Source organism: Amycolatopsis keratiniphila (genome assembly GCF_000400635.2).
Classification (GTDB): Bacteria; Actinomycetota; Actinomycetes; order Mycobacteriales; family Pseudonocardiaceae; genus Amycolatopsis; species Amycolatopsis keratiniphila.
The window spans coordinates 3,562,159-3,581,122 of record NC_021252.1 but is presented as its reverse complement, the minus strand read 5'-3'; the positions used below and the strand labels follow the sequence as shown (position 1 = coordinate 3,581,122).

Annotated in this window: 18 protein-coding genes; 6 read left to right on the top strand and 12 right to left on the bottom strand. The window is 68.9% G+C overall.

Going from position 1 to position 18,964, the window contains the following annotated elements; translation table 11 throughout:
- Window positions 1–36: 36 nt before the first annotated feature.
- Entirely contained in the window at window positions 37–1,188 is a 1,152-nt protein-coding gene (locus AORI_RS57405; protein ID WP_016333638.1) for a helix-turn-helix domain-containing protein, read from the top strand.
- Complete coding sequence (locus AORI_RS57400) at window positions 1,185–2,312, top strand: PucR family transcriptional regulator (protein WP_016333637.1); 1,128 nt, start codon at window positions 1,185–1,187, stop codon at window positions 2,310–2,312. Before AORI_RS57405 ends, AORI_RS57400 begins: the two co-directional genes overlap by 4 nt.
- A 48-nt stretch (window positions 2,313–2,360) precedes the next feature.
- Here the strand turns inward: AORI_RS57400 and AORI_RS57395 are convergent, their stop codons facing one another.
- The 5 genes from AORI_RS57395 to AORI_RS57375 all read right to left on the bottom strand — a co-directional run bounded on the left by AORI_RS57395 (window position 2,361) and on the right by AORI_RS57375 (window position 7,220).
- The gene (locus tag AORI_RS57395) at window positions 2,361–2,879 is read right to left on the bottom strand and encodes a hypothetical protein (RefSeq protein ID WP_228688363.1); all 519 of its coding nucleotides are present in this window, start codon (window positions 2,877–2,879) and stop codon (window positions 2,361–2,363) included.
- 138 nt (window positions 2,880–3,017) lie between these two features.
- Window positions 3,018–4,664 (bottom strand): exporter of polyketide antibiotics-like protein, encoded by a 1,647-nt coding sequence (locus AORI_RS57390; RefSeq protein ID WP_016333635.1) that lies wholly within the window; start codon window positions 4,662–4,664, stop codon window positions 3,018–3,020.
- Window positions 4,661–5,569, bottom strand: coding sequence for an ABC transporter ATP-binding protein (locus AORI_RS57385; protein ID WP_016333634.1), 909 nt, complete (start codon window positions 5,567–5,569; stop codon window positions 4,661–4,663). Before AORI_RS57385 ends, AORI_RS57390 begins: the two co-directional genes overlap by 4 nt.
- 117 nt (window positions 5,570–5,686) lie before the next feature.
- Complete coding sequence (locus AORI_RS57380; protein WP_016333633.1) at window positions 5,687–6,448, bottom strand: ABC transporter permease; 762 nt, start codon at window positions 6,446–6,448, stop codon at window positions 5,687–5,689.
- 10 nt (window positions 6,449–6,458) lie between these two features.
- A complete protein-coding gene (locus AORI_RS57375) occupies window positions 6,459–7,220 on the bottom strand; it encodes an ABC transporter ATP-binding protein (RefSeq protein ID WP_016333632.1) in 762 nt (253 codons plus the stop codon).
- A 173-nt stretch (window positions 7,221–7,393) separates the two neighbouring features.
- On the opposite strand from AORI_RS57375, the gene AORI_RS57370 reads away from it, so the two are divergent.
- From AORI_RS57370 to AORI_RS57360, 3 genes are all read left to right on the top strand, one after another.
- Window positions 7,394–7,798, top strand: coding sequence for a hypothetical protein (locus AORI_RS57370; protein ID WP_016333631.1), 405 nt, complete (start codon window positions 7,394–7,396; stop codon window positions 7,796–7,798).
- Window positions 7,795–9,594 (top strand): APC family permease, encoded by a 1,800-nt coding sequence (locus tag AORI_RS57365; RefSeq protein ID WP_016333630.1) that lies wholly within the window; start codon window positions 7,795–7,797, stop codon window positions 9,592–9,594. The genes AORI_RS57370 and AORI_RS57365 overlap by 4 nt, the downstream gene beginning before the upstream one ends.
- 239 nt (window positions 9,595–9,833) lie before the next feature.
- Complete coding sequence (locus tag AORI_RS57360) at window positions 9,834–10,655, top strand: SDR family NAD(P)-dependent oxidoreductase (protein ID WP_016333629.1); 822 nt, start codon at window positions 9,834–9,836, stop codon at window positions 10,653–10,655.
- A gap of 230 nt (window positions 10,656–10,885) precedes the next feature.
- Here AORI_RS57360 and phoU read toward each other — a convergent pair whose 3' ends face one another.
- The 7 genes from phoU to AORI_RS57325 all read right to left on the bottom strand — a co-directional run bounded on the left by phoU (window position 10,886) and on the right by AORI_RS57325 (window position 17,412).
- Window positions 10,886–11,569: a phosphate signaling complex protein PhoU gene (phoU, locus tag AORI_RS57355; RefSeq protein WP_016333628.1), complete on the bottom strand. Its 684-nt coding sequence runs from the start codon at window positions 11,567–11,569 to the stop codon at window positions 10,886–10,888.
- 108 nt (window positions 11,570–11,677) lie between these two features.
- Window positions 11,678–13,657 (bottom strand): hypothetical protein, encoded by a 1,980-nt coding sequence (locus AORI_RS57350; RefSeq protein ID WP_016333627.1) that lies wholly within the window; start codon window positions 13,655–13,657, stop codon window positions 11,678–11,680.
- 83 nt (window positions 13,658–13,740) lie between these two features.
- Complete coding sequence (locus AORI_RS57345) at window positions 13,741–14,070, bottom strand: DUF1048 domain-containing protein (protein WP_016333626.1); 330 nt, start codon at window positions 14,068–14,070, stop codon at window positions 13,741–13,743.
- Between the two features lies 1 nt (window position 14,071).
- Window positions 14,072–14,428, bottom strand: coding sequence for a DUF1048 domain-containing protein (locus AORI_RS57340; protein ID WP_016333625.1), 357 nt, complete (start codon window positions 14,426–14,428; stop codon window positions 14,072–14,074).
- Window positions 14,425–14,751: a PadR family transcriptional regulator gene (locus AORI_RS57335; protein ID WP_016333624.1), complete on the bottom strand. Its 327-nt coding sequence runs from the start codon at window positions 14,749–14,751 to the stop codon at window positions 14,425–14,427. The genes AORI_RS57340 and AORI_RS57335 overlap by 4 nt, the downstream gene beginning before the upstream one ends.
- A gap of 112 nt (window positions 14,752–14,863) precedes the next feature.
- The gene (locus AORI_RS57330; RefSeq protein WP_016333623.1) at window positions 14,864–16,189 is read right to left on the bottom strand and encodes an MFS transporter; all 1,326 of its coding nucleotides are present in this window, start codon (window positions 16,187–16,189) and stop codon (window positions 14,864–14,866) included.
- Complete coding sequence (locus AORI_RS57325; protein ID WP_016333622.1) at window positions 16,186–17,412, bottom strand: M20 metallopeptidase family protein; 1,227 nt, start codon at window positions 17,410–17,412, stop codon at window positions 16,186–16,188. The genes AORI_RS57330 and AORI_RS57325 overlap by 4 nt, the downstream gene beginning before the upstream one ends.
- Before the next feature lie 116 nt (window positions 17,413–17,528).
- On the opposite strand from AORI_RS57325, the gene AORI_RS57320 reads away from it, so the two are divergent.
- Entirely contained in the window at window positions 17,529–18,563 is a 1,035-nt protein-coding gene (locus AORI_RS57320; protein ID WP_228688362.1) for an AsnC family transcriptional regulator, read from the top strand.
- The last annotated feature ends 401 nt before the right edge of the window (window positions 18,564–18,964 follow it).

Below are 18,964 nucleotides of genomic sequence, written 5' to 3'. Positions count from 1 at the left end.
CAACATTTCCTCAACATCGGCCGGTCAGAATCCGTTATGGGTGGTGACCTTTTCGCCAGTTGGCGTGACCGTATCGACGCGAACAGCAACCGTGCTGTCGATCTCTTCGTCCGGGAGCTGGCGGATTTCCGCAAGATCGCGATAGACGCGAAAGCCCGCGCCGCGATGCTGGACTTCGCCGTGTTCCTCCGGCGGCGCACGATCTCGCTGGTCGCCGAGGGCAGGCCGTACACCGATGCCGATCTGTCGTTCATCGCCGCGGTCGGGCGGGATCGTGCCGCCGGCGGGATCTCGTTCGCCGCGCAGCGGGACGTGCTGCGGCTGCACCACTCGCTGACGCTGCGGGAGGTGGCCGAGGCCGCCGGGCCGCACGATCTCGACGACGTCATGCGCACGCTCGCCTGGTGGCCGGCACAGGGGCCGGCCGCGCCTGCCGCCTACACCCGTGGCTATTTCCTCGGGCAGGGCACGGTTCTGTCCGAGGTCGACCGCGTGGGGCAGCTGACGAGCCTGGTGGTCTCCGACGATCCCGCGGCCGCTCCGCTGGCCGGGATTCTGGCCGTGCCCGTGCCCGATCGGCCCCTGGTCGTCGTGTGCCGGGTGCCCGGCGGGCCGCCGGTGCCGGACCGCCCGTCCCGAGCGGAAGTGTCGCGGCACCTGTTGTCCCGGCAGCGGACACCACTGCGCTGGACGGAACCGGGCGAGTTCGTGGCGGTGGTCGCCGACGCGGCCGCGGCCGCGCGCGTGGTCCGGGACTTCGGTGAAAGCACAGGACTTCCGGCAGCGGTGGGCGCGAGCCGTGCGGTGGGTGGCGCGGTCGCGATGGCGTTCGCCGCCGCCCGGGAGATCAGCCGCGTGGCGCCGGTCCGCGCCGCGCCGGGGGCCGTGCACTACCTGACCGACCTCTTCGCCGAGGTCGGGACGATCCGCCTGCCCCCGGTGGAAGGCTGGATGCGTGAGGTGACCGGCCTGCTCGCCACCGGCCCGCGGTTGGTCAGCACCCTGGATGCCTTCTACCGCAACGACCTGAGCCGGTCGCGGACCGCCGGGGCACTGAACATCCACCCGAGGACCCTGGAGTACCGGCTGCGCCGGGTGCGGGATCTCACCGGCATCGATCCGGTGTCCGTCCGCGGCGTCCGGGTCCTGAGCACCGTGGTGAACCGGGCACTGGCCGGGCAGCCGTGAACGAGCTGTTGCGGCAGCTGAAAAGCCGGGCGACGGCCAATGCCCGGAGGTTCGTCGACCTGTGCGTGGCGGAGCTGCCCGAGTACGCCGCGGCCGCCCGGGATTCCCGTGAATACCAGGAGATGCTGGACTTCGCGGTGTTCACGCGGACGCGGACGGTGGACCTCGGCGCCGGGGAGAGCCCGCCGAGCCCGGATGACCTCGCGGTGGTCGAGTCCATGGGACGGCGCCGCGGCGAGGACGGAATGTCGTTCGAGACCGTGCGGCGGCTGCTCACACTGCACACCACCGCGACACTCCGGGAAATCGGGGAGGCGTCCGGACCGCGTGACCTCGACGCCGGGATGCGGTTGCTCGGCTGGCTGAACCCGCAGCTCGCGGTGGCCCAGCGTGCCTACCTCCTCGGCTACACGACCGGTGTCCGGAGACACCTTCCGGTCGTGGCGCGTGTGCGGCGGTTCACCGAGCTGGCGCTGGCAGGCGACCCGGATGCGCCGTCCTACGCGGATTCCTGTGGCATCCGTCCGCACGAGCGCTACCTCGTGACCGTGGTCCGGCCGTCGCTCGAGCCCGCCGCCCCGGCCGACCTCGTGCAAGTGGCATGGGAACGCCACGGGATACCGGCCACCTGGCGCGAACCGGACGAGTTCGTCGCGCTGATCCCGGACGACCGGCAACCCGTGGCGGGCGCCCTGGTCCGGGAGGTCGCCGAGCTCGCCGGGCAGCCGTGTTCCGTCGGTGCGGCCACCGGTCCGGCGGCGGAAGCGTTCGCGCTGGCCGAGCGGATCAGCAGGGTGGCACCGGCCGAACGGTCGCCCAGCCACCTGTACACCGTCACCGACGTGCTCCCGGAGCTGGGTGCGGCGGAACTGCCGGAAATCGGCCGGTGGTTGCACGACCTCACACGACTGCTGGCCAGTGGTCCGGACCTGATGAACACCCTTCGCGCCTACTACCGCAACGACTTCAACCGGCACCGCACCGCCGCGTCGCTGAGCATCCATCCCAGGACCCTGGACTACCGGTTACGCCGAACCCGGGAACTGACCGGGATCGACCCCGCCACCACGCACGGTATCCGTGTGCTCAGCACCGTCGTGTCGCGCGCCGTCGCCGGCATGTGAAGCGGCGGGCGCCCCGGATATCTCCAGTTCGCCCGCCGGATCAGGGGGTCAGAACAACAGCGCTTCAGCGACGACGCCGAAGCACGGACCGTTCGGAGTGACGACCGACACGGTCAGGAACGCCGCCGGCACCGACGGGATCCCGGTGAACACCGTGGTCGAGGTCTCGAACTCCGCGGCGTTCGGGGAACCCGAGTCGCCGAAGACGCCGCTGATGAGGGTGGGAGCGTTCAAGTACACACCTCTCAGGCTGTGCGAACTCACCGGTCCCTGGGTGCTCTTGTAGCCGTAGGTGAGCTGTGTCTCCCTGACACTCGCGAGCTTCAGGTTGAGAAAGATCGAGCCGCAGGTGCCCGTCACGGTGGCGTTGGTGGTCACGTCGCCCTTGCCCTGCAGGTTCAACGGCACGGTGACGGATTTTGCCGCCCCCACGGGGACGGGCGATGCGAGCGGGCCGGCGTGCGCCGAACCCGCGCCGATCACCAACCCGAGCATGGCGAGCAGTGTCACCAGTGCCGCCACACCGGGCCGGGCGAAGCGCGCTGACCGCATAGTTTTCTGGGACATGAGGATTCCTTCGGTGGGTTTTCCCTACTGGTGCGGAAAGCGTGTCAGGAGGCCGCTTCACCCGACTACGTGAATCCACCGCAAACCGGGCCCTCGAAACAAGATCGGATTGTCATATCCGAAAAGCCGGACTGCCCGTCAGGTGTTCAAGTCTCTGCGTTGATGGCCAAGGACACCCAGCACGATCAGCGCGCCCGAGACGAGCAGGAGCGAAGCGGTCGCGCTCCAGTCCGGCGGTGCGCCGGGTACGGAAGCCAAGTAGGTGTACGGGGAAAGGTGAGTGGGCCACGCGGGTCCCTGAGTGCTCTGCAGGATCACGGTGAGCAGGAAGCCACCGGCGACCGGGAGCGCGCCCAGCGCCGCGACCGCGCGAGGTGCCCAGCCGAGCGCGAGCGCCGCGGTGCCGAGGGCGAGCAAGGCGACCGGCGCGACGTTGACCGCTCCGGCGAGCGCCGCCGTGAGGCGCAACGGAGCGTCCGCGACGGTCGCGCCGCACCAGAGCGCCAGTCCCGCGACCACCAGGAGTCCCAGCACTCCCAGACCGGTGATCAGGAGTTCGGTGAGCACGATACGCCGCCGGGAAAGGGGTAACGCCAACAGCGGAGTCAGCCGCCGGTCGGTCTCGGCCGTCGCGAAGGCGGCGATCCGCGTCGCGGCGTAAAGGCCGACGGGGATGGTGAGCAGGCTGAACATCGCCGCCGCGAATCCCTCGGCCGTGCCGAGACCGCCGAACCCCGCGGCCGCCGCCAGCTCGGCGAACCTCGCGTTCTCCCGCATGAACCGCAGAATCGACGCGATGAGCACGCCGACGAGCAGGAAGTAGGCCCCGATCGCCAGCGCCCAGGCAGCGGTGGGGCGCGCCGCTCGCCGGGCGGCGAAGCCGGTGACCGATCCCAGCAGCCGCACTCTCGGCCGTCGCCTGCCCGACGGGTTCAGCACTCCCCTGCCGACGTCCCGGTGCGAGCACGCGATCACCGCCGCCGTGGTGAGCAGCGCGGGGAACAGTGCGAGGACGAGCAACGGGACGATCCTGTTGTCCGCGTACGGCGCGGCGTTGGCCGTCAAGCCGAACGGGGTGACCCACGAGGCCCAGGACAGCGCGCCGACACCGTCCGCGAGCATGCGCAGGAACAGACCGGCCCCGAGCGCCGCGACGGCGAGCCCCGTGGCGGCGGCGCGGGACGGCATGAGTTGCCCGGCGAACGCGCCCGCGGCGGCGAAGGTCATCGTCACGCCGAACAGACCGGCGGCATGGATGACCGCACCCCCAGGTTGGGTACCGGTGACCAGCAGAGCGATGGCCACGGCCGCGGCGATCAGGGCGGACGCCGCCCCCAGCACGGCCAGCACTCGCGTGAGCGGATCGATCGCCCGCACACGGCCCGCGAGCAGCATCTCCGCACGGCCGGAGTCCTCTTCGCCGCGGGTGAGCCGGGTCGCGGCCAGCGACGCCCATACCCCGGTCAGGATCTGGACGGGAGTGCCGGTGCGCCACACGGTGAAGCCGCCGGGATCGTCCAGCGCGACCGGTGGCCCGAACAGGATCCGGATGGCCGGATTCTCCGCCAGCGCCCGGAGTGCCGCGCCGTTGAGCTCACCGGCGAAGGTGGTTTGGTACTGGCCTGCCACGACGGCCGACATCCCGGCCGCCGCGAGGCCGACGAGCAGCGCGCCACGCCGGATCCGCCTGGCGAAGTGCAGTGTGACGGCGGCGCCCGCACTCCTCTCGGTCCCGGGGGCCGAGTCCGACCGCGGGCTCACGGTCTCGGCCGGTGCCGTGGTCATCGCGCGTTCTCGCCGTAGTAGTCGAGGAAGATCTCCTCGAGTGTCGGTTCACGCATCGACAGCATGGTGACGTCGGCGGCGGCGAGCGCGCGCAACGCCGGGCCCGGCGGACCGGCCAGGGTGAACCACAGCAGGCCCGCGCGCGGCCGCTCGACGTCCATCACCCCCGGAACGTCCCCAAGGGACGGTTCCGCGCCGCGGTAGCCGATCTCCACCGAAGTCCGGTGCAGGCGGCGCAACTCGGGGATGCCCGCGATCTCGACCAGACGTCCGGCACGCAGGATCCCCACCCGGTCACAGACCGCCTCGACCTCGGCGAGCTGGTGGGAGGAGAGGAAGACCGTCTGTCCCCGTTCCCGTGCTTCGGCCACGCATCGCCGGAACACCTGCTCCATCAACGGATCCAGGCCGCTGGTCGGCTCGTCCATCACCAGCAACGGCGCCCTGCTCGCGAAGGCGGCGACCAGGGCCACCTTCTGCCGGTTGCCGGTCGAGTAGGCTTTCGCCGGCTTCCCGAGATCCACCTCGAAGCGGCGCACGAGTTCCGCGCGATACCCCGGATCGATGCCCGGCCCGACCCGGGCCAGCAGTTCGAGGATCTCGCCCCCGGTCAAGTCCGGCCACAACGCGACGTCGCCGGGCACATACCCCAGCGTTCGGTGCGCCTGCCGGACATCGGCCGCCGGAACGCCGAACACCGTCGCCGTCCCGGCCGAGGGACGGAGGAAACCGAGCAGCAATCTGATGGTGGTGGATTTCCCCGCGCCGTTCGGGCCGAGGAAGCCGAACACCTCGCCGGGAGGTACGGACAACGAGAGGTCGTCCACCGCGAGCGTGCGGCCGAAACGCTTGCTCAAACCGGTGGCCTGGACGGCGGCGTGAGGTTCCCCGGTGACGCTGTGCATGAGTCGTTCCCTTCCCGGACGGCGAATATCACTGCCGACCAGGCTTCCCGGCGCACCCGAGGAAAAGGTACTCCCACTCCTTGCTCGGCACCAGCCTCACCGTCGGCATCCCGATGGTCACGAGATCTTGCGGCGGTAGGTGATCGTGGCGAAGAAGTACGCCACGACGAGAAGACCGGCGCACCAGGCGAGGGCGGTCCAGATGTCGGTGCCGACCGGACCCCCGGTGAGCAGGGCGCGGAGGGCGTTCACGATCGAGGTCACCGGCTGGTGCTCGGCGAAGGCGCGCACCGGGCCGGGCATCGTGGCGGTGGGCACGAACGCCGAGCTGAGGAAGGGCAGGAAGATGAGCGGGTAGGAGAACGCGCCCGCACCGTCCACGGATTTCGCGGAGAGACCGGGGATCACCGCCAGCCAGGTCAGCGCCAGAGTGAACAGCAGCAGGATGCCGGCCACCGCGAGCCAGGCCGCCACTCCCGCTCCCGAGCGGAAGCCCATGACGAGGGCGACGCCGATGACGATCACGAGTGAGACCAGGTTGGCGACGAGCGAGGTCAGCACGTGTGCCCACAGCACGCCCGAACGCGCGATCGGCAGGGACTGGAAGCGTTCGAAGATCCCGCTCTTCATGTCGGTGAAGAGTCTGAGCGCGGTGTAGGCGACGCCCGACGCGACCGTGATCAGCAGGATGCCGGGCAGCAGGTAGTTCACATACGAGTCCGTTCCGGTGTTGATCGCGCCGCCGAACACGTAGACGAACATGAGCATCATGGCCACCGGCATCATCGCGGTCGTGATGATGGTGTCCATACTGCGCGTCACGTGTTTCACCGAGCGTCCCAAAAGGACGGTGGTGTCGCCGAAGAAGTGCTTGTTCATCGCGTGTCCCCTACTTGTCCGCGCCGACGATGGCCAGGAAGATGTCTTCCAGCGAGGGTTGTTTCTCGACGTATTCCGCCTCGGCGGGCGGCAGCAGCCGCTTGAGCTCGGCGAGGGTGCCGTTCACGATGATCCGTCCTTTGTGGAGTATCGCGATCCGGTCGGCCAGCTGCTCGGCCTCGTCCAGGTACTGCGTGGTCAGCAGCACCGTCGTGCCGCGGGCGGCGAGTTCCTTCACCGCGGCCCACACCTCGATGCGCGCCTCGGGGTCGAGCCCGGTGGTCGGCTCGTCGAGGAAGATCACCGGCGGATTCCCGATGAGGCTCATGGCGATGTCCAGCCGCCTGCGCATGCCACCCGAATACGTCGAGACCTTCCGCGCGCCCGCGTCGGCCAGAGAGAACCGTTCAAGCAGGTCGTCGGCGATCTTGCCCGGCTGCTTCAGATGCCTCAGCCGGGCGACGAGTACGAGATTTTCGCGTCCGCTGAGAATCTCGTCGACAGCGGCGAACTGGCCGGTGAGGCTGATGACCTCCCGCACGCTCGCCGGACGCGTGGCGACGTCCAAGCCGTCGACACTCGCCGTCCCGGCGTCCGCCTTGAGCAACGTGGACAGAATTCTCACCACCGTGGTCTTGCCCGCCCCATTCGACCCGAGGAGAGCGAAGATGCTGCCCCTTTCCACCTCGAAATCCACCCCTCGCAACACATGCAGCGTCTTGTACGACTTCTCCAGGCCTCGCACCCGGATCGCCTGAGCTCGCGTCGCCATCAGGCCACCCCCTTCCGCGCTACTCAGCACCACTGACTACCAGTACATAGTAGCGCTGACTACTGCCGGATGCGCAAGCCCCGCGTTGTGGTGACGTAAAAACAGCACAGTTCGGCATGCGAAGGCCGTCAGCGGCTCTTCAGCCGGCGGCTCCGGCGAGTTCGGCTGTCGGGATGCGTACCGCACGCCGGATCCCGGTCTCCGCCTTGATCAGTGTTCCCCTGGGTTTCTCCGGCGCTCTCGCCGCGGCTTTCCTCGCACGGGCGGGTGACGGCTCACCGCAACCACTCGTTTCCGTGTTGCTCATGGTCGCGGTGATCGATGCCGTCGCCTTGCTGGGCACCGCGCGGGCCGCCTTCGTCACCGCGGCGATCTGCTGGCTCCTGCACTCCTGGCTGGTACTGGGGCATCCGTCCGGGCGCGACGCCCTCGTGTTCGCGCTCAATGCTTTGGGCGCCACCGGTTTCGCGTGCTTGTCCCGGGGCGTCAGCGCGGCATCGGGTTCACCCGATTCGGTGTCAAGAACCCGTCAATGTCCTCGAACCGAGGACCAGCGGAACCCCACGCTGACGGCGTGACCACGACACTCACCCGCCCCGAGAGCGGAACCGGCCGCTCCGAACGCCACCGCCTCTCCGTCGTCGGCGGGCTCGCCGCACTTTCGTTGGACGCGATGGCGTCGGTCGCCTACGGACCCGAGGCCATCGTCATCGTGCTCGCCGTCGCCGGCGGCGCGGGGCTGGGCTTCACCCTGCCGGTCACCCTCGCGATCGCCGTACTGCTGGGCGTGTTGACGCTGTCCTATCGCCAGGTGATCGCCGCGTTCCCCGACGGCGGCGGCGCCTACGGGGTCAGCCGGACCTACCTCGGGCGCCGGGCCTCGCTGGTGGCGGCGGCATCGCTGATCGTCGATTACGTGCTCAACGTCGCGGTGTCGGTGGCGGCCGGGGTGGCGGCGCTGACGTCGGCGTTCCCCGGACTGCTGCCGTACACGCTGTGGTTGTGCCTCGGCGTGCTGGCGCTGGTCACCGGCGTGAACCTGCGCGGCATCGCCGAGAGCGCCCGGGTGTTCGTCGTGCCCACCGTGATCTACGTCGGCGCGATCCTGACGGTGATCGTCTCCGGCCTGTTCCGTTCCGGGCCGGCCGCGGCGGTCGTCGCGCCGGACCACGCGCAGAACCTGCAGACGGTCGGCATTCTGTTGCTGCTCAAGGCCTTCGCGAACGGTTGCGCGGCGCTGACCGGGGTCGAGGCGATCGCCAACGCCGTACCGTCGTTCCGCAAACCCCGGGTACGGCGCGCCCAGCACGCGGAGATCGCGCTGGGCGGTCTGCTCGGCGTGATGCTCCTCGGGATCGCCGTGCTGATCGGGAAGTTCGCCATCCATCCGGTGGACGGCGTCACCGTGCTCTCGCAGGTGACGACCGCGGCACTGGGCGACGGCTTCGGTTTCTACCTGGTGCAGTTCTCGACCGTGGCGCTGCTCGCGTTGGCCGCGAACACCTCCTTCGGCGGCCTGCCCGTGCTGGCCCAGTTGCTCGCCAAGCACAACAAGCTGCCGCACGTGTTCGCCCTGCGCGCCGAACGCCAGGTGTACCGCTACGGCGTCGGCTTCCTCGCGATCACCGCGGCCCTGCTGCTCGTCATCACCGACGGCGACATGAACACCTTGGTCCCGCTGTTCGCGATCGGGGTGTTCGTCGGGTTCACCCTCTCCCAGGTCGGGATGGTCCGGCACTGGCGGCGCACCCGCCCGTCCGGCTGGCGCGGCAAGGCCACGCTCAACGGCTTCGGCGCGCTGCTCACCGGAGCCGCGGCGATCGTGGTGACGACGACCAAGTTCGGTGAGGGCGGCTGGCTGATCGTCGTCGCGCTGCCGCTGCTGGTGGTGGCCATGGAATGGGTGGAACGCAGCTACCGCCGGATCGGCGAGCGGCTCGGGCTCGGCCTGACCCCCGCTCCCCCGCGACCGCACCGTTCCCTCGTCATCGTCCCCGTCCACACCGTCTCCCGCCTGACCCGCGACGCCCTCGCCGCCGCGCTGTCGCTCGGCGACCACGTCGAGGCCGTGCACGTCGTCCACCCCGACGACGAACACGCGCAGCGGGACTTCGTCGCGGACTGGGAGAAGTGGCACCCCGAAGTGACGCTGATCCAGCTCCACGACGAACGCCGCCGCCTCGGCGAGCCGCTGGTGGAACACCTCCGCACGGTCGGCGACCGGCAGGTCTTCGTGCTGATCGCCGAGGTCGAACCGGAACACTGGTGGCAGCGGATCCTGCAGAACCAGCGCGGCGGCGTGCTCGCCCGCGCCCTGCGCCGCCGCTCGGACGCCGTCGTCTGCCGGATGCGCTTCCGGTTGACCGCCCGGTGAACGGTGCCGCGGAAGGAATCCGTAAAACCGGATCGGCCGATCTTGCTCCCCGGGCGCGGACGCGTTTGGCTGGAGCCATGGGCAGAGGGCACGCGTGGGCCGTGCGCCACGACGACCGGCCACCTCATCCGGTGCCGGTCGGCGATACCTCCGATACCGGCGATTCCCCGGCCGGCCGTTGATCTTTCCGGCCCCCGGGCGCGATCGAACGCGCCCATGAGTCCTTTGTGGATGGACCAATGAACGAAAGTCCCACAGTCCTGCTCACCGGAGCATCGGACGGCATCGGTTTCGAGACCGCCCGGCTGCTCCTCGCCGAAGGCTGCACGGTGCTCGCCCATGCCCGCACCCGTGAGGAAAGCGACGAATCCTGTGACCGGCTGGTGAAATCCGGCGTCGACGCGCGGAGGCTCCGGCCCGTCGTCGCCGACTTCACCGATCTGCGCCAGGTCATCGACCTCGCCGTCGCCGTCGCCGAGTCCTGTCCTCGCCTCGACGTCCTGGTCAACAACGCCGGGATCACCGGACCGCACGGGCGGGTGCTCACCAAGGACGGTCACGAACAGACCGTGCAGGTCAACTATCTCGCCCCGTACCTCCTGACCCGGCTGCTCGAGGACGCGCTCGATCGCTCCGAGGTGAGCCGTGTGGTGAACGTGTCCTCCTCGCTGCACCGCGGTGGGCGGATCAACTGGAACGACCTCAACTGGAAGCGCCGCTACAACCGAGGCGCCGCCTACGCGCAGTCCAAACTCGCGCTCACCATGATGACCACCGCGCTGACCGAGTTCCGGCCGAAGGTCCGGGAAGCCGTCAGCGTGCACCCGGGCATCATCGCCACCGGGATGCTTCCGGGCTACAGCTACCGCGGCCGTCCGGTCGCGGAAGGCGCCGAACCCGTCGCCCGGCTGGCGAACCCCTGGGCCAAGGTGCTCAACGGCGGCTACTACGACGGCCGGTTGCCCGCGAAGGCCGCGGCCGCCGCCGTCGATCCCGAGGACGTACGGAAGCTGTGGTCGCTCAGTGAACGCCTGACCCTCTTCGACAAGCGACAGCTCTGAACAGCGCGAAGCTCGAGGAGGCCTTCACGGACCGGCTCTCGGTGGGCTTCGGCGACCGGCAGGGTGAAGGGGACTTTCCCCTCATCGCACGAGCGGAAAGTCCCCTTCACCCCGGACCGCGGCCCTCATGGGTGGCGGAGCCCCGGGAGGTGTCGCGAAAGCCACCTTCACCACATCCGGAGCCGGCGGGTGAGCATGACACCCATGCCTTACCTCTCGATAACCGAGGTCTACGCGATCCGCGCGCCGCCCTGCGCGGGCACCACGTCCGTCCACTTCGGACAGCCGGTGACGACGAACGTGGTCTGCTTCGCCAGCGACACCGCGTGATCGGCGAACCGTTCGTAGTATCGGCTCAACAAGGCCGCGTCGACGGCTTTCGTGGTGCCGTGGGCCCAGTTCTGGTAGTCGATCACGGTGAAGAGTGTCCGGTGCAGGTCGTCCATGTCGTCGTCGACACTGATCAGTGTCCTGGCCAGTACGGCGTCACGGCTCTGGACGGCCTGCCCGGCCATCACCGCCAGCCACACCGCGATGCGGCCCATTTCGACGAACCGCGGCACGAGCACGTGCGGCACCACCCGGGCCGGGTACCTGCGCTGGACGGCCTCGGCGACATGAATCGCCAGCCGTCCCATCCGGTCGAGGTCGCCGACGGCGTGGATCGCCGCCAGGACGACCCGCAGATCGGTCGCCACCGGCGACTGCAACGCCAGGATCGCGTGGGCGTGTCCCTCCGCCTCCGTCTTGACCCGCTCCAGGGTCGCGCCGTCGGCGATGACCTCGCGCGCCAGCTCGCCGTCGGCTTCGACCAAGGCCGTGCCTGCCCGGTCCATCATGTCGGCGACCAGCCGCGACGTCCGCAGCAGCCGGGTGACGAGCCGGTCGAGTTGTTCGTGGTACGAGGTGCGCATACATCCGATCCTCGTGTGCCGGGAGTCGCTTCCCGGTGACACGGGACCGAATTTCACGGGAACACTACGCCGATCGCCCCTGCCTCGATCTCTTGTTGACGCGGGTCGTCAGCCGACGTGGATGCCCGGCCGCAGTGCCGGATCGCGTTCGCTGGTGCGGATGATCTCGCGGACCACCGGCGCGGTGTCGCCGCGGCCGAGGATCAGGTAGCGGAACAGGTGCCCGAGCGGATTGCCTTCGCTCCATTCGAAATGACACTGCGGCCGCACGCCGGTGGCGTCGCGCAGCGCGAGCAGGACGGCGGCGATCGCGTTCGGCGCGGCCGGGCTTTCCACCCGCAGGACCCGGAATCCTTCGATCTCGACACCGCGGACCTTCAGCACGTCACTGAACCCGGACGGGTCGATGACGTCGATTTCGAGGAACAGGACGTCGGCGGCACCCGGCACCGGGTTCAGGCCACGCTGCTCGGCCTCCTTCGCCCGGTACTCGTCGGCGTCCCCGGCCTGGCGGCGGTTCGCGATGATGGTCAGCGCGCCGTCGTGGGCGATGGAATCGGTGACGAACCGTCGGGCGGGCTCGTCGAACTCGATGTGCTCCACCCGCAGTTCCGTGGTGCGGGTGACCCGCGAGACCAGCGACACCACGATGATCCCGAGGATGAAGAACGCGGAGATCGTGAGGCCGTCGGGCTTCTCGATGACGTTCTCCACCAGCGCGTAGATCAGGATCAGCGTCAGCACGGCGAACGCGATCGCGGCCTTGCGCTGCCGTTTCTTCGCCGCGGAGATGGCCACGGCGACCGACGCCGACACCATCATCGCGAGGATCCCGGTGGCGTACGCCCCGGCCTGGGCGTTGACGTCCGCGTTGAAGATCACCGTCACCAGGATGCAGATCGCGGTGTAGACCAGCACCACGGGACGGACCGCGCGGGCCCAGTCCGGCGCCATCCCGTACGCGGGCAGGTAGCGCGGGACGATGTTGATGAGCCCGGCCATCGCCGACGCGCCGGCGAACCACAGGATCAGGATGCTGCTGATGTCGTAGGCGGTGCCGACCCATTCGCCCAGCAGCTCGTGCGCGAGATACGCCAGCGCCCGGCCGTTCGCCTCGCCACCCGGTTTGAACTTCTCGGCCGGGATCAGGACCGTGGTGACGAAACTGGTCGCGATCAGGTACACCGACATGATCAGCGCGGCGGCGGTGAGCAGCTTGCGGGTGTTGCGGATACGGCTCGCCAGCTTCTGCTCGGCGTTCTCCCCCTTGGCCGCCACCAGCGGCATCATGCTCACGCCGGTTTCGAAACCGGACAAGCCGAGCACCAGCAACGGGAAGGCCAGGATCGCCGGGCCGACCACACCACCGAACCCGCCGCCGCCGGAGGTGAGCGCGTCCAGCCAGCGGTCGAACGCGCCGGCGTCGCTGATCACCTCGCCGATGCCGGCGACCACGACGACGGCGTTGAGCACCAGGAAGATCGCGACCAGCGGGATCGCGACCCCGACCGCCTCACTGAACCCGAGCAGGAACACCCCGCCCAGGATCAGCAGCAGGATCACCGTGATCAGCACCTCGTGCCCGTGCAGGAACGACGGGGTGATGGGGTTCTCCAGCGCGTGCACCGTGGCGTCCGCCGAGGACAGCGTGATGGTGATGATCCACGACGTCGCGACGAAACCCAGCAGTACCAGCACGAAGATCTTGCCGCGCCAGAACGGCAGCAGGTTCTCCAGCATCGCGACCGACCCCTGGCCGTGCGGGCTTTCCTTCGCCACGCGCCGGTACATCGGCAACATGCCCAGCAACGTGAGCGCGACGATCAGCAACGTCGCCAGCGGTGACAGCGCGCCCGCGGCCAGCGCCGCGATCCCGGGCAGATACGACAACGTGGAGAAATAGTCCACGCCGGTCAGGCACATGACCTTCCACCACGACTGCGGTGTCGCGTGCTCCTCGTGACTTTCCGGCCCCACCGGCTGAACCCGGTGCTCCATCAGCCACCGGCCGGCCTTCCCCGTCGGCGCCGCCTGCCGCACCGGGCTGTCCACCCGCTCCGGAACGGCGAATTCCGGCACCTCGGTCATACCCCTGTCCTCCCCCGGATCTCCTGTGCGCGGAGACTAACGACCCGGCGTCAAAAATCGCCGATCCGGGCGTAAAGAAAACATCAATGTCGCCCAGCCGTGCCGGGCCTGCCGCCGATGGACTCCTGGTAGGCGTCCGCATAGGTGGGCGTGTCCTTGATCAGGTCGTCACAGAACGCGGCGACGTCGTCACCGATGAGTTCCAGCACCCCCTTGCCGGACGCGGCACCCTCCTCGAAGAAATCCACGATCCCGGAGAGCAGCGGACCGTCGGCCAGATCGACCGGCCCCACCTTGAACAGGTACTTCTGCATCTCCTTGTAGACGATCTGATAGTCCGGCGGGAGCGCCTTGACCCGCGCCACGTGCGCACGCCACTGCTTCTTGCCCTCGATGATGTCCTGGATGCCCACGTCAGCCTCCCAGCTGCTTCAGTTTCCTGGCGACGTTCCTGTTGAGCTGCCTGCGCCAGCGGTCGCGATAGCCGCGGCCACGTTCCTCCCCGGCCAGCGCCGCGCAGAAGCCCTCGATGTCGTCGCCCAGCACGTCGTGCACGCTCTGCCCGTCCGCGGCCGTCTCCTCCAGCAGCCCCAAAGCGCCGTCCAGAATCGGCATCAGGTTCCGGCCGGTGAAGTCCGAGTAGAGCGAAAGATGCCCTGTGATCCGCTCCCACGCCGCCCGGTGGTCGGCGGGCAACGCCTGCGCCCGCGCTTCGAACGCCTTCCATTCCCTGGTGAGGTCACTGCCGGTGATGGTCTCCCAGAAGTTCACTTCCCGCCCTCCTTGAGCTTGTCGATCCGCGACGTGACGTACTCCCACTTCGCCCAGAACCTCGCGAGCTCCGCGCGACCCGCGTCGTTGAGCGCGTAGAACTTGCGCGGCGGCCCCTGCTCGGACGGCCGTTTCGTCACCTGGACCAGACCGTTCTTCTCCAGCCGCAGCAGGATGGCGTACACCGTCCCCTCGACCACCTCCGCGAAGCCGAGTTCGTTCAAACGACGCGTGATGGCATACCCGTAGGTCTCCTCGCCGCCGACGATCTCCAGCACGCAACCCTCGAGCGTGCCCTTCAGCATCTCGGTCAAACCGTCCATGGTGCCCCTTCGACTGCCCGGTACCCAGTAATACAGAGTACTACCAGTACATGAAGGCCCCCTTCCTTGCGCCTGGCGCAAGGAAGGGGGCCTTCATGTACTGGGGCCGGGCTCAGGCGACAGCCTTGGACTCGACCTCCGTGTCCGCCTTCTCGCGCAGGTCGACGCCCCGGGTTTCCGGGAGGGTGAAGACGACCAAGGCGCTGATGACCATGAGCACCATGCCGTAGACGACGAACAGCGACGGGTGGCCGTTCTTCGCGAGGAGCGTCTGCAGATACGGCGCCGTACCGCCGAAGGACGCGACCGCGATCGAGTACGGCACGCCGACGCCGATGGTGCGGATACGGGTCGGGAAGATCTCCGCGTAGACCGCGGGGCCGATGGAGGAGAACCCGGCCATGAAGACCAGGGCGATCGACATCGCCAGGAACAACTGCCACGCCTGATCGCCGACCATCGCGTTCAGCGGGAAGCTCAGCACGAGCAGCCCCACGATCGCGATGAACAGGACCGGTTTCCTGCCGATGCGGTCGGACAGCCTGCCCCACAACGGCAAGGCGATCAGGAAGACCACGTTCGCGAACACGCCCGCCCACAGCGCACCGGTCGGATCGACGCCGCGCACGGTGATCGCGTACGACGGTGCGGCGACGGCCCACATGTAGTAGATGACCGTCGCTCCGACGGTGAGCCCGACGACCTGCACGAGCAGCTTCGGGTTCTGCTTGATCGTCTGCCAGATGCGGCCCTTCTCGGCCTTCTTCCCGGCGGCGTCGTCCTTGGCCGCCTCGGCGAGGAACACCCCGGTCTCCCGCATGCGCAACCGCATGTAGAGCGAGTAGATCCCGAAGACGCCACCGAGCACGAACGGGATCCGCCAGCCGTAGGAAAGCATTTGCTCGTGGCTCAGCGCACCGGAGAGCACCGCGCCCAGCAGTGTCCCGGCGAGCACGCCGCACGTGCCGGAGAAGTAGATCAGGCTCGACCACAGCCCCCTCCGGGCGGGCGGGGCGACCTCGGCGATGTAGGTCTGTGCCGAAGGCAGCTCACCGCCGTGCGCGAGGCCCTGGGCCAGCCGGGCCACCACGAGGATCACCGACGCCCACACGCCGATCTGGCCGTACGTGGGGGAAAAGCCGATGACGAGGCTGCCGCCGGCGGCGATCGCGACCGTCAGGGTCATCGACAGCTGACGGCCTTTGCGGTCGGCGATCCAGCCGAAGACCAAGCCTCCGAGTGGCCGGGCGGCGAAGCCGACCGCGAAGACCGCCAAGGTGCTCAGCAGCGCCGAAACCTCGTCCTGCGCGTTGAAGAACTGGGCGGCGAAGAACGACGCGAACGTCGCGTAGATGTTCCAGTCGAACCATTCCATCGCGTTGCCCGCGCCGAGCCCGAACAGGGTGCGGCGGCGGTCCTTGCCCGCGGTCACGCTCATCGGGTGGCTCCTTCGGCGAAACGGTCGAGACGGCGGACGGCGAGTTCGGCGTAGACGGTGGCGGCCCTGGACAGCACGGACGGATCGAAGTCGGCGTACGGGCTGTGGTTGTTGGGCGCGGTGTCCGGCTCGAGCCCGGGCATCAGCGCGCCGAGGCCGAGGAACGTGCCCGGCACCTCGGCCAGCACCCGGGAGAAGTCCTCGGAACCGGCCACCGGATTGGGCAGTTCGGTGTAGTACTGCTCGCCGATCGTTTCGCGGACGACCTCGGCGCCGAACGCGGTCTCGTCGACGTCGGTGACGGTGACCGGGTACTCGCTTTCGAACACGACGTCGGCGTTGACGCCGTGCGCTCGCGCGACGCCGTCGATCGTCTCGCGGATCGCCGGGTCGAGCAGTGCGCCGGTGGCGTCCGAGAAACAGCGGACGGTGGCCTCGAATTCGGCGGTGGCGGGGATGACGTTGCGCTTGGTGCCGCCGCGGATGACACCGACCGTGATCACCGCCGGGTCGAAGATGTCCAGGCGCCGGGTGACCATCGTCTGCAACGCGGTGATCATCGCCGCGGTCGCGGAGATCGGGTCCTTGGCGCGGTGCGGCATCGACCCGTGGCCGCCTTCGCCGTGCACGGTGACGAGCAGCCGGTACGACGCCGACATCAGCGTGCCGGGACGACTGGCGAACTGCCCGCTGGGCAGCATCGATGAGAAGACGTGCAGCCCGTAGGCCGCGTCGGCGCGCCTGCCCGCGGCGTCGAGCACGCCTTCCCGGAGCATCACGCCTGCGCCGTCCCAGCCTTCCTCGCCGGGCTGGAACATCAGGACGACGTCGCCGTTGAGGCGATCGCGATGGGTATGCAGCAGCCGGGCCGCGCCGACCAGCGACGTGGTGTGCAGATCGTGGCCGCAGGCGTGCATCGCGCCGTTCGTGGCGGCGAAGTCCAGGCCGGTCGCTTCGGCCACCGGAAGCGCGTCCATGTCCGCACGCAGCAGGACCGTCCGCGGCCGGGCCGAATCCCGGGCCGTGCCCTCGCCGCGCAGCACCGCGGTCACCGAGGTCGTGTCCGTCCCGGTGGAGACCTCCAGACCGAGCCCGTCGAGTTCACGCAGGACCCGCTCCTGGGTGCGGGGCAGGTCGAGACCGATCTCAGGCTCGCGGTGCAGGTCGCGCCGCAACCGGACCAGCTCGTCCTGCAGGCTTCGAGCGTCGTCGTGAAGGTCCACCGGTCGATCTCCTCTTCGTCGGACGTCGGCGTCTTGGTCGTCGAGTGTGCGAATCGGCGTCCGATATCGGGCTAGAATTGTCGGAATCGCTCAACGATCAGCCCCTGGAAGCGCAAATGATGCTCGATTCGCTGGATGAGGAGGACTTTTCGCTCATTCACGCTCTGCAACTGCGGCCTCGGGCTTCCTGGGCGCAGCTGGGCGAAGCCCTCGGCTCGTCGCCGGTGACGCTCACCCGGCGGTGGGAGCGGCTGCGCGACGGAGGCGGCGCCTGGGTGACGGCTTATCCGCGCGTGCCAGGACGGTCCCGGATCCAGGCCGCATACGTCGAGATCCGCTGTGCGAGCGGTCAGGTGCGGGCACTGATCCGCGAGCTGTCCACCTGGCCGTCGGTGGTCAGCATCGAGGAGGCTTCGCGCGAGTACAGCCTGGTGCTGACGGTGTTCGGCCTCGGCATGCACGACCTGTCAACACTGCTGCTGGACGCGATCCCCGGGCTCCCCGGTGTGCTGAACATCCGTTCGCATCTGGTGTCGCGGTTGCACGTCGAAGGCAGCTCGTGGCGGGTGGGCGCGCTGGACCGGGGGCGCGTGCAGGCGTTGTCCCAGCTACCGCCGTCCGGCGGCGCGGGCGGGCGGCAGCAGACGGCGATGCGGCCGTGGCAGGAGCCTTATGCCGCGCTGACCGCCGCGCTGGGCGAGGACGGCCGCCGCACCGCCGCGGACCTCGCCCGGCTCACCGGCCGCCCGGTGTCGACCGTCCGGCGCCAGCTCGGCCAGCTGATCGCCGCCGACGCGCTGACGTTCCGGTGCGAGATCGCGCAGGGGCTCACCCCGTCGCCGATCGTCGTCAACTGGTGGTGCCAGGTGCCCGTCGCGCACGTGCCGACCTGCGTGGACCGGCTGCGGGCGAACCCGGCCATCCGCCAGATCGCGAGCCTGCCCGGCCCGGCGAATCTGCTGGTGACCACGTGGATGCGCTCGATCGAGGAATCGATGCGGATGCAGGAGCATCTGGAGCAGGACCTGGCGCCGCTGTCGATCGTCGACTCGGCGCTGATCCTGCGGACGGCCAAACGGATGGGCTGGCTGCTGGACGATCTGGGGCGCAGCACGGGATTCGTCGTCACGATGCCTGCTCGCCGGGAGTGAGGCTTGTTGCGGGGCAGGGAAAGGGCGTGTTGCGAAAGCCTCTTTCGCGACGTTGAAGGGAACTTATCCGCGCAGGTGGTGAAGGTCTCCTTGCCTACGCTGAAGGTAGGGAAGGAGGCCTTCACCACCTCTCGGACGTACCGTGTGGCCTGACGTGTTGCGAGAGCCACTTTCGCGACGTTGAAGGTTGCGAAAGTGGCTTTCGCAACACGTGACGTCGCTGTTGGTCAAGTCAAGACTGGAGTCGATCGGGCGGGCGATCCCACGGCGACAGAGCCAGCCGGCAGGCCGTCCTATTCATGCCCGTATGTGCGGTTTTGCATGGGGGTCGTGAGTGATAAAGGCGGTTAGAACGATCATTACCACTCACGACCCCGCGTGAAGCGCCCGCGACATCGGGC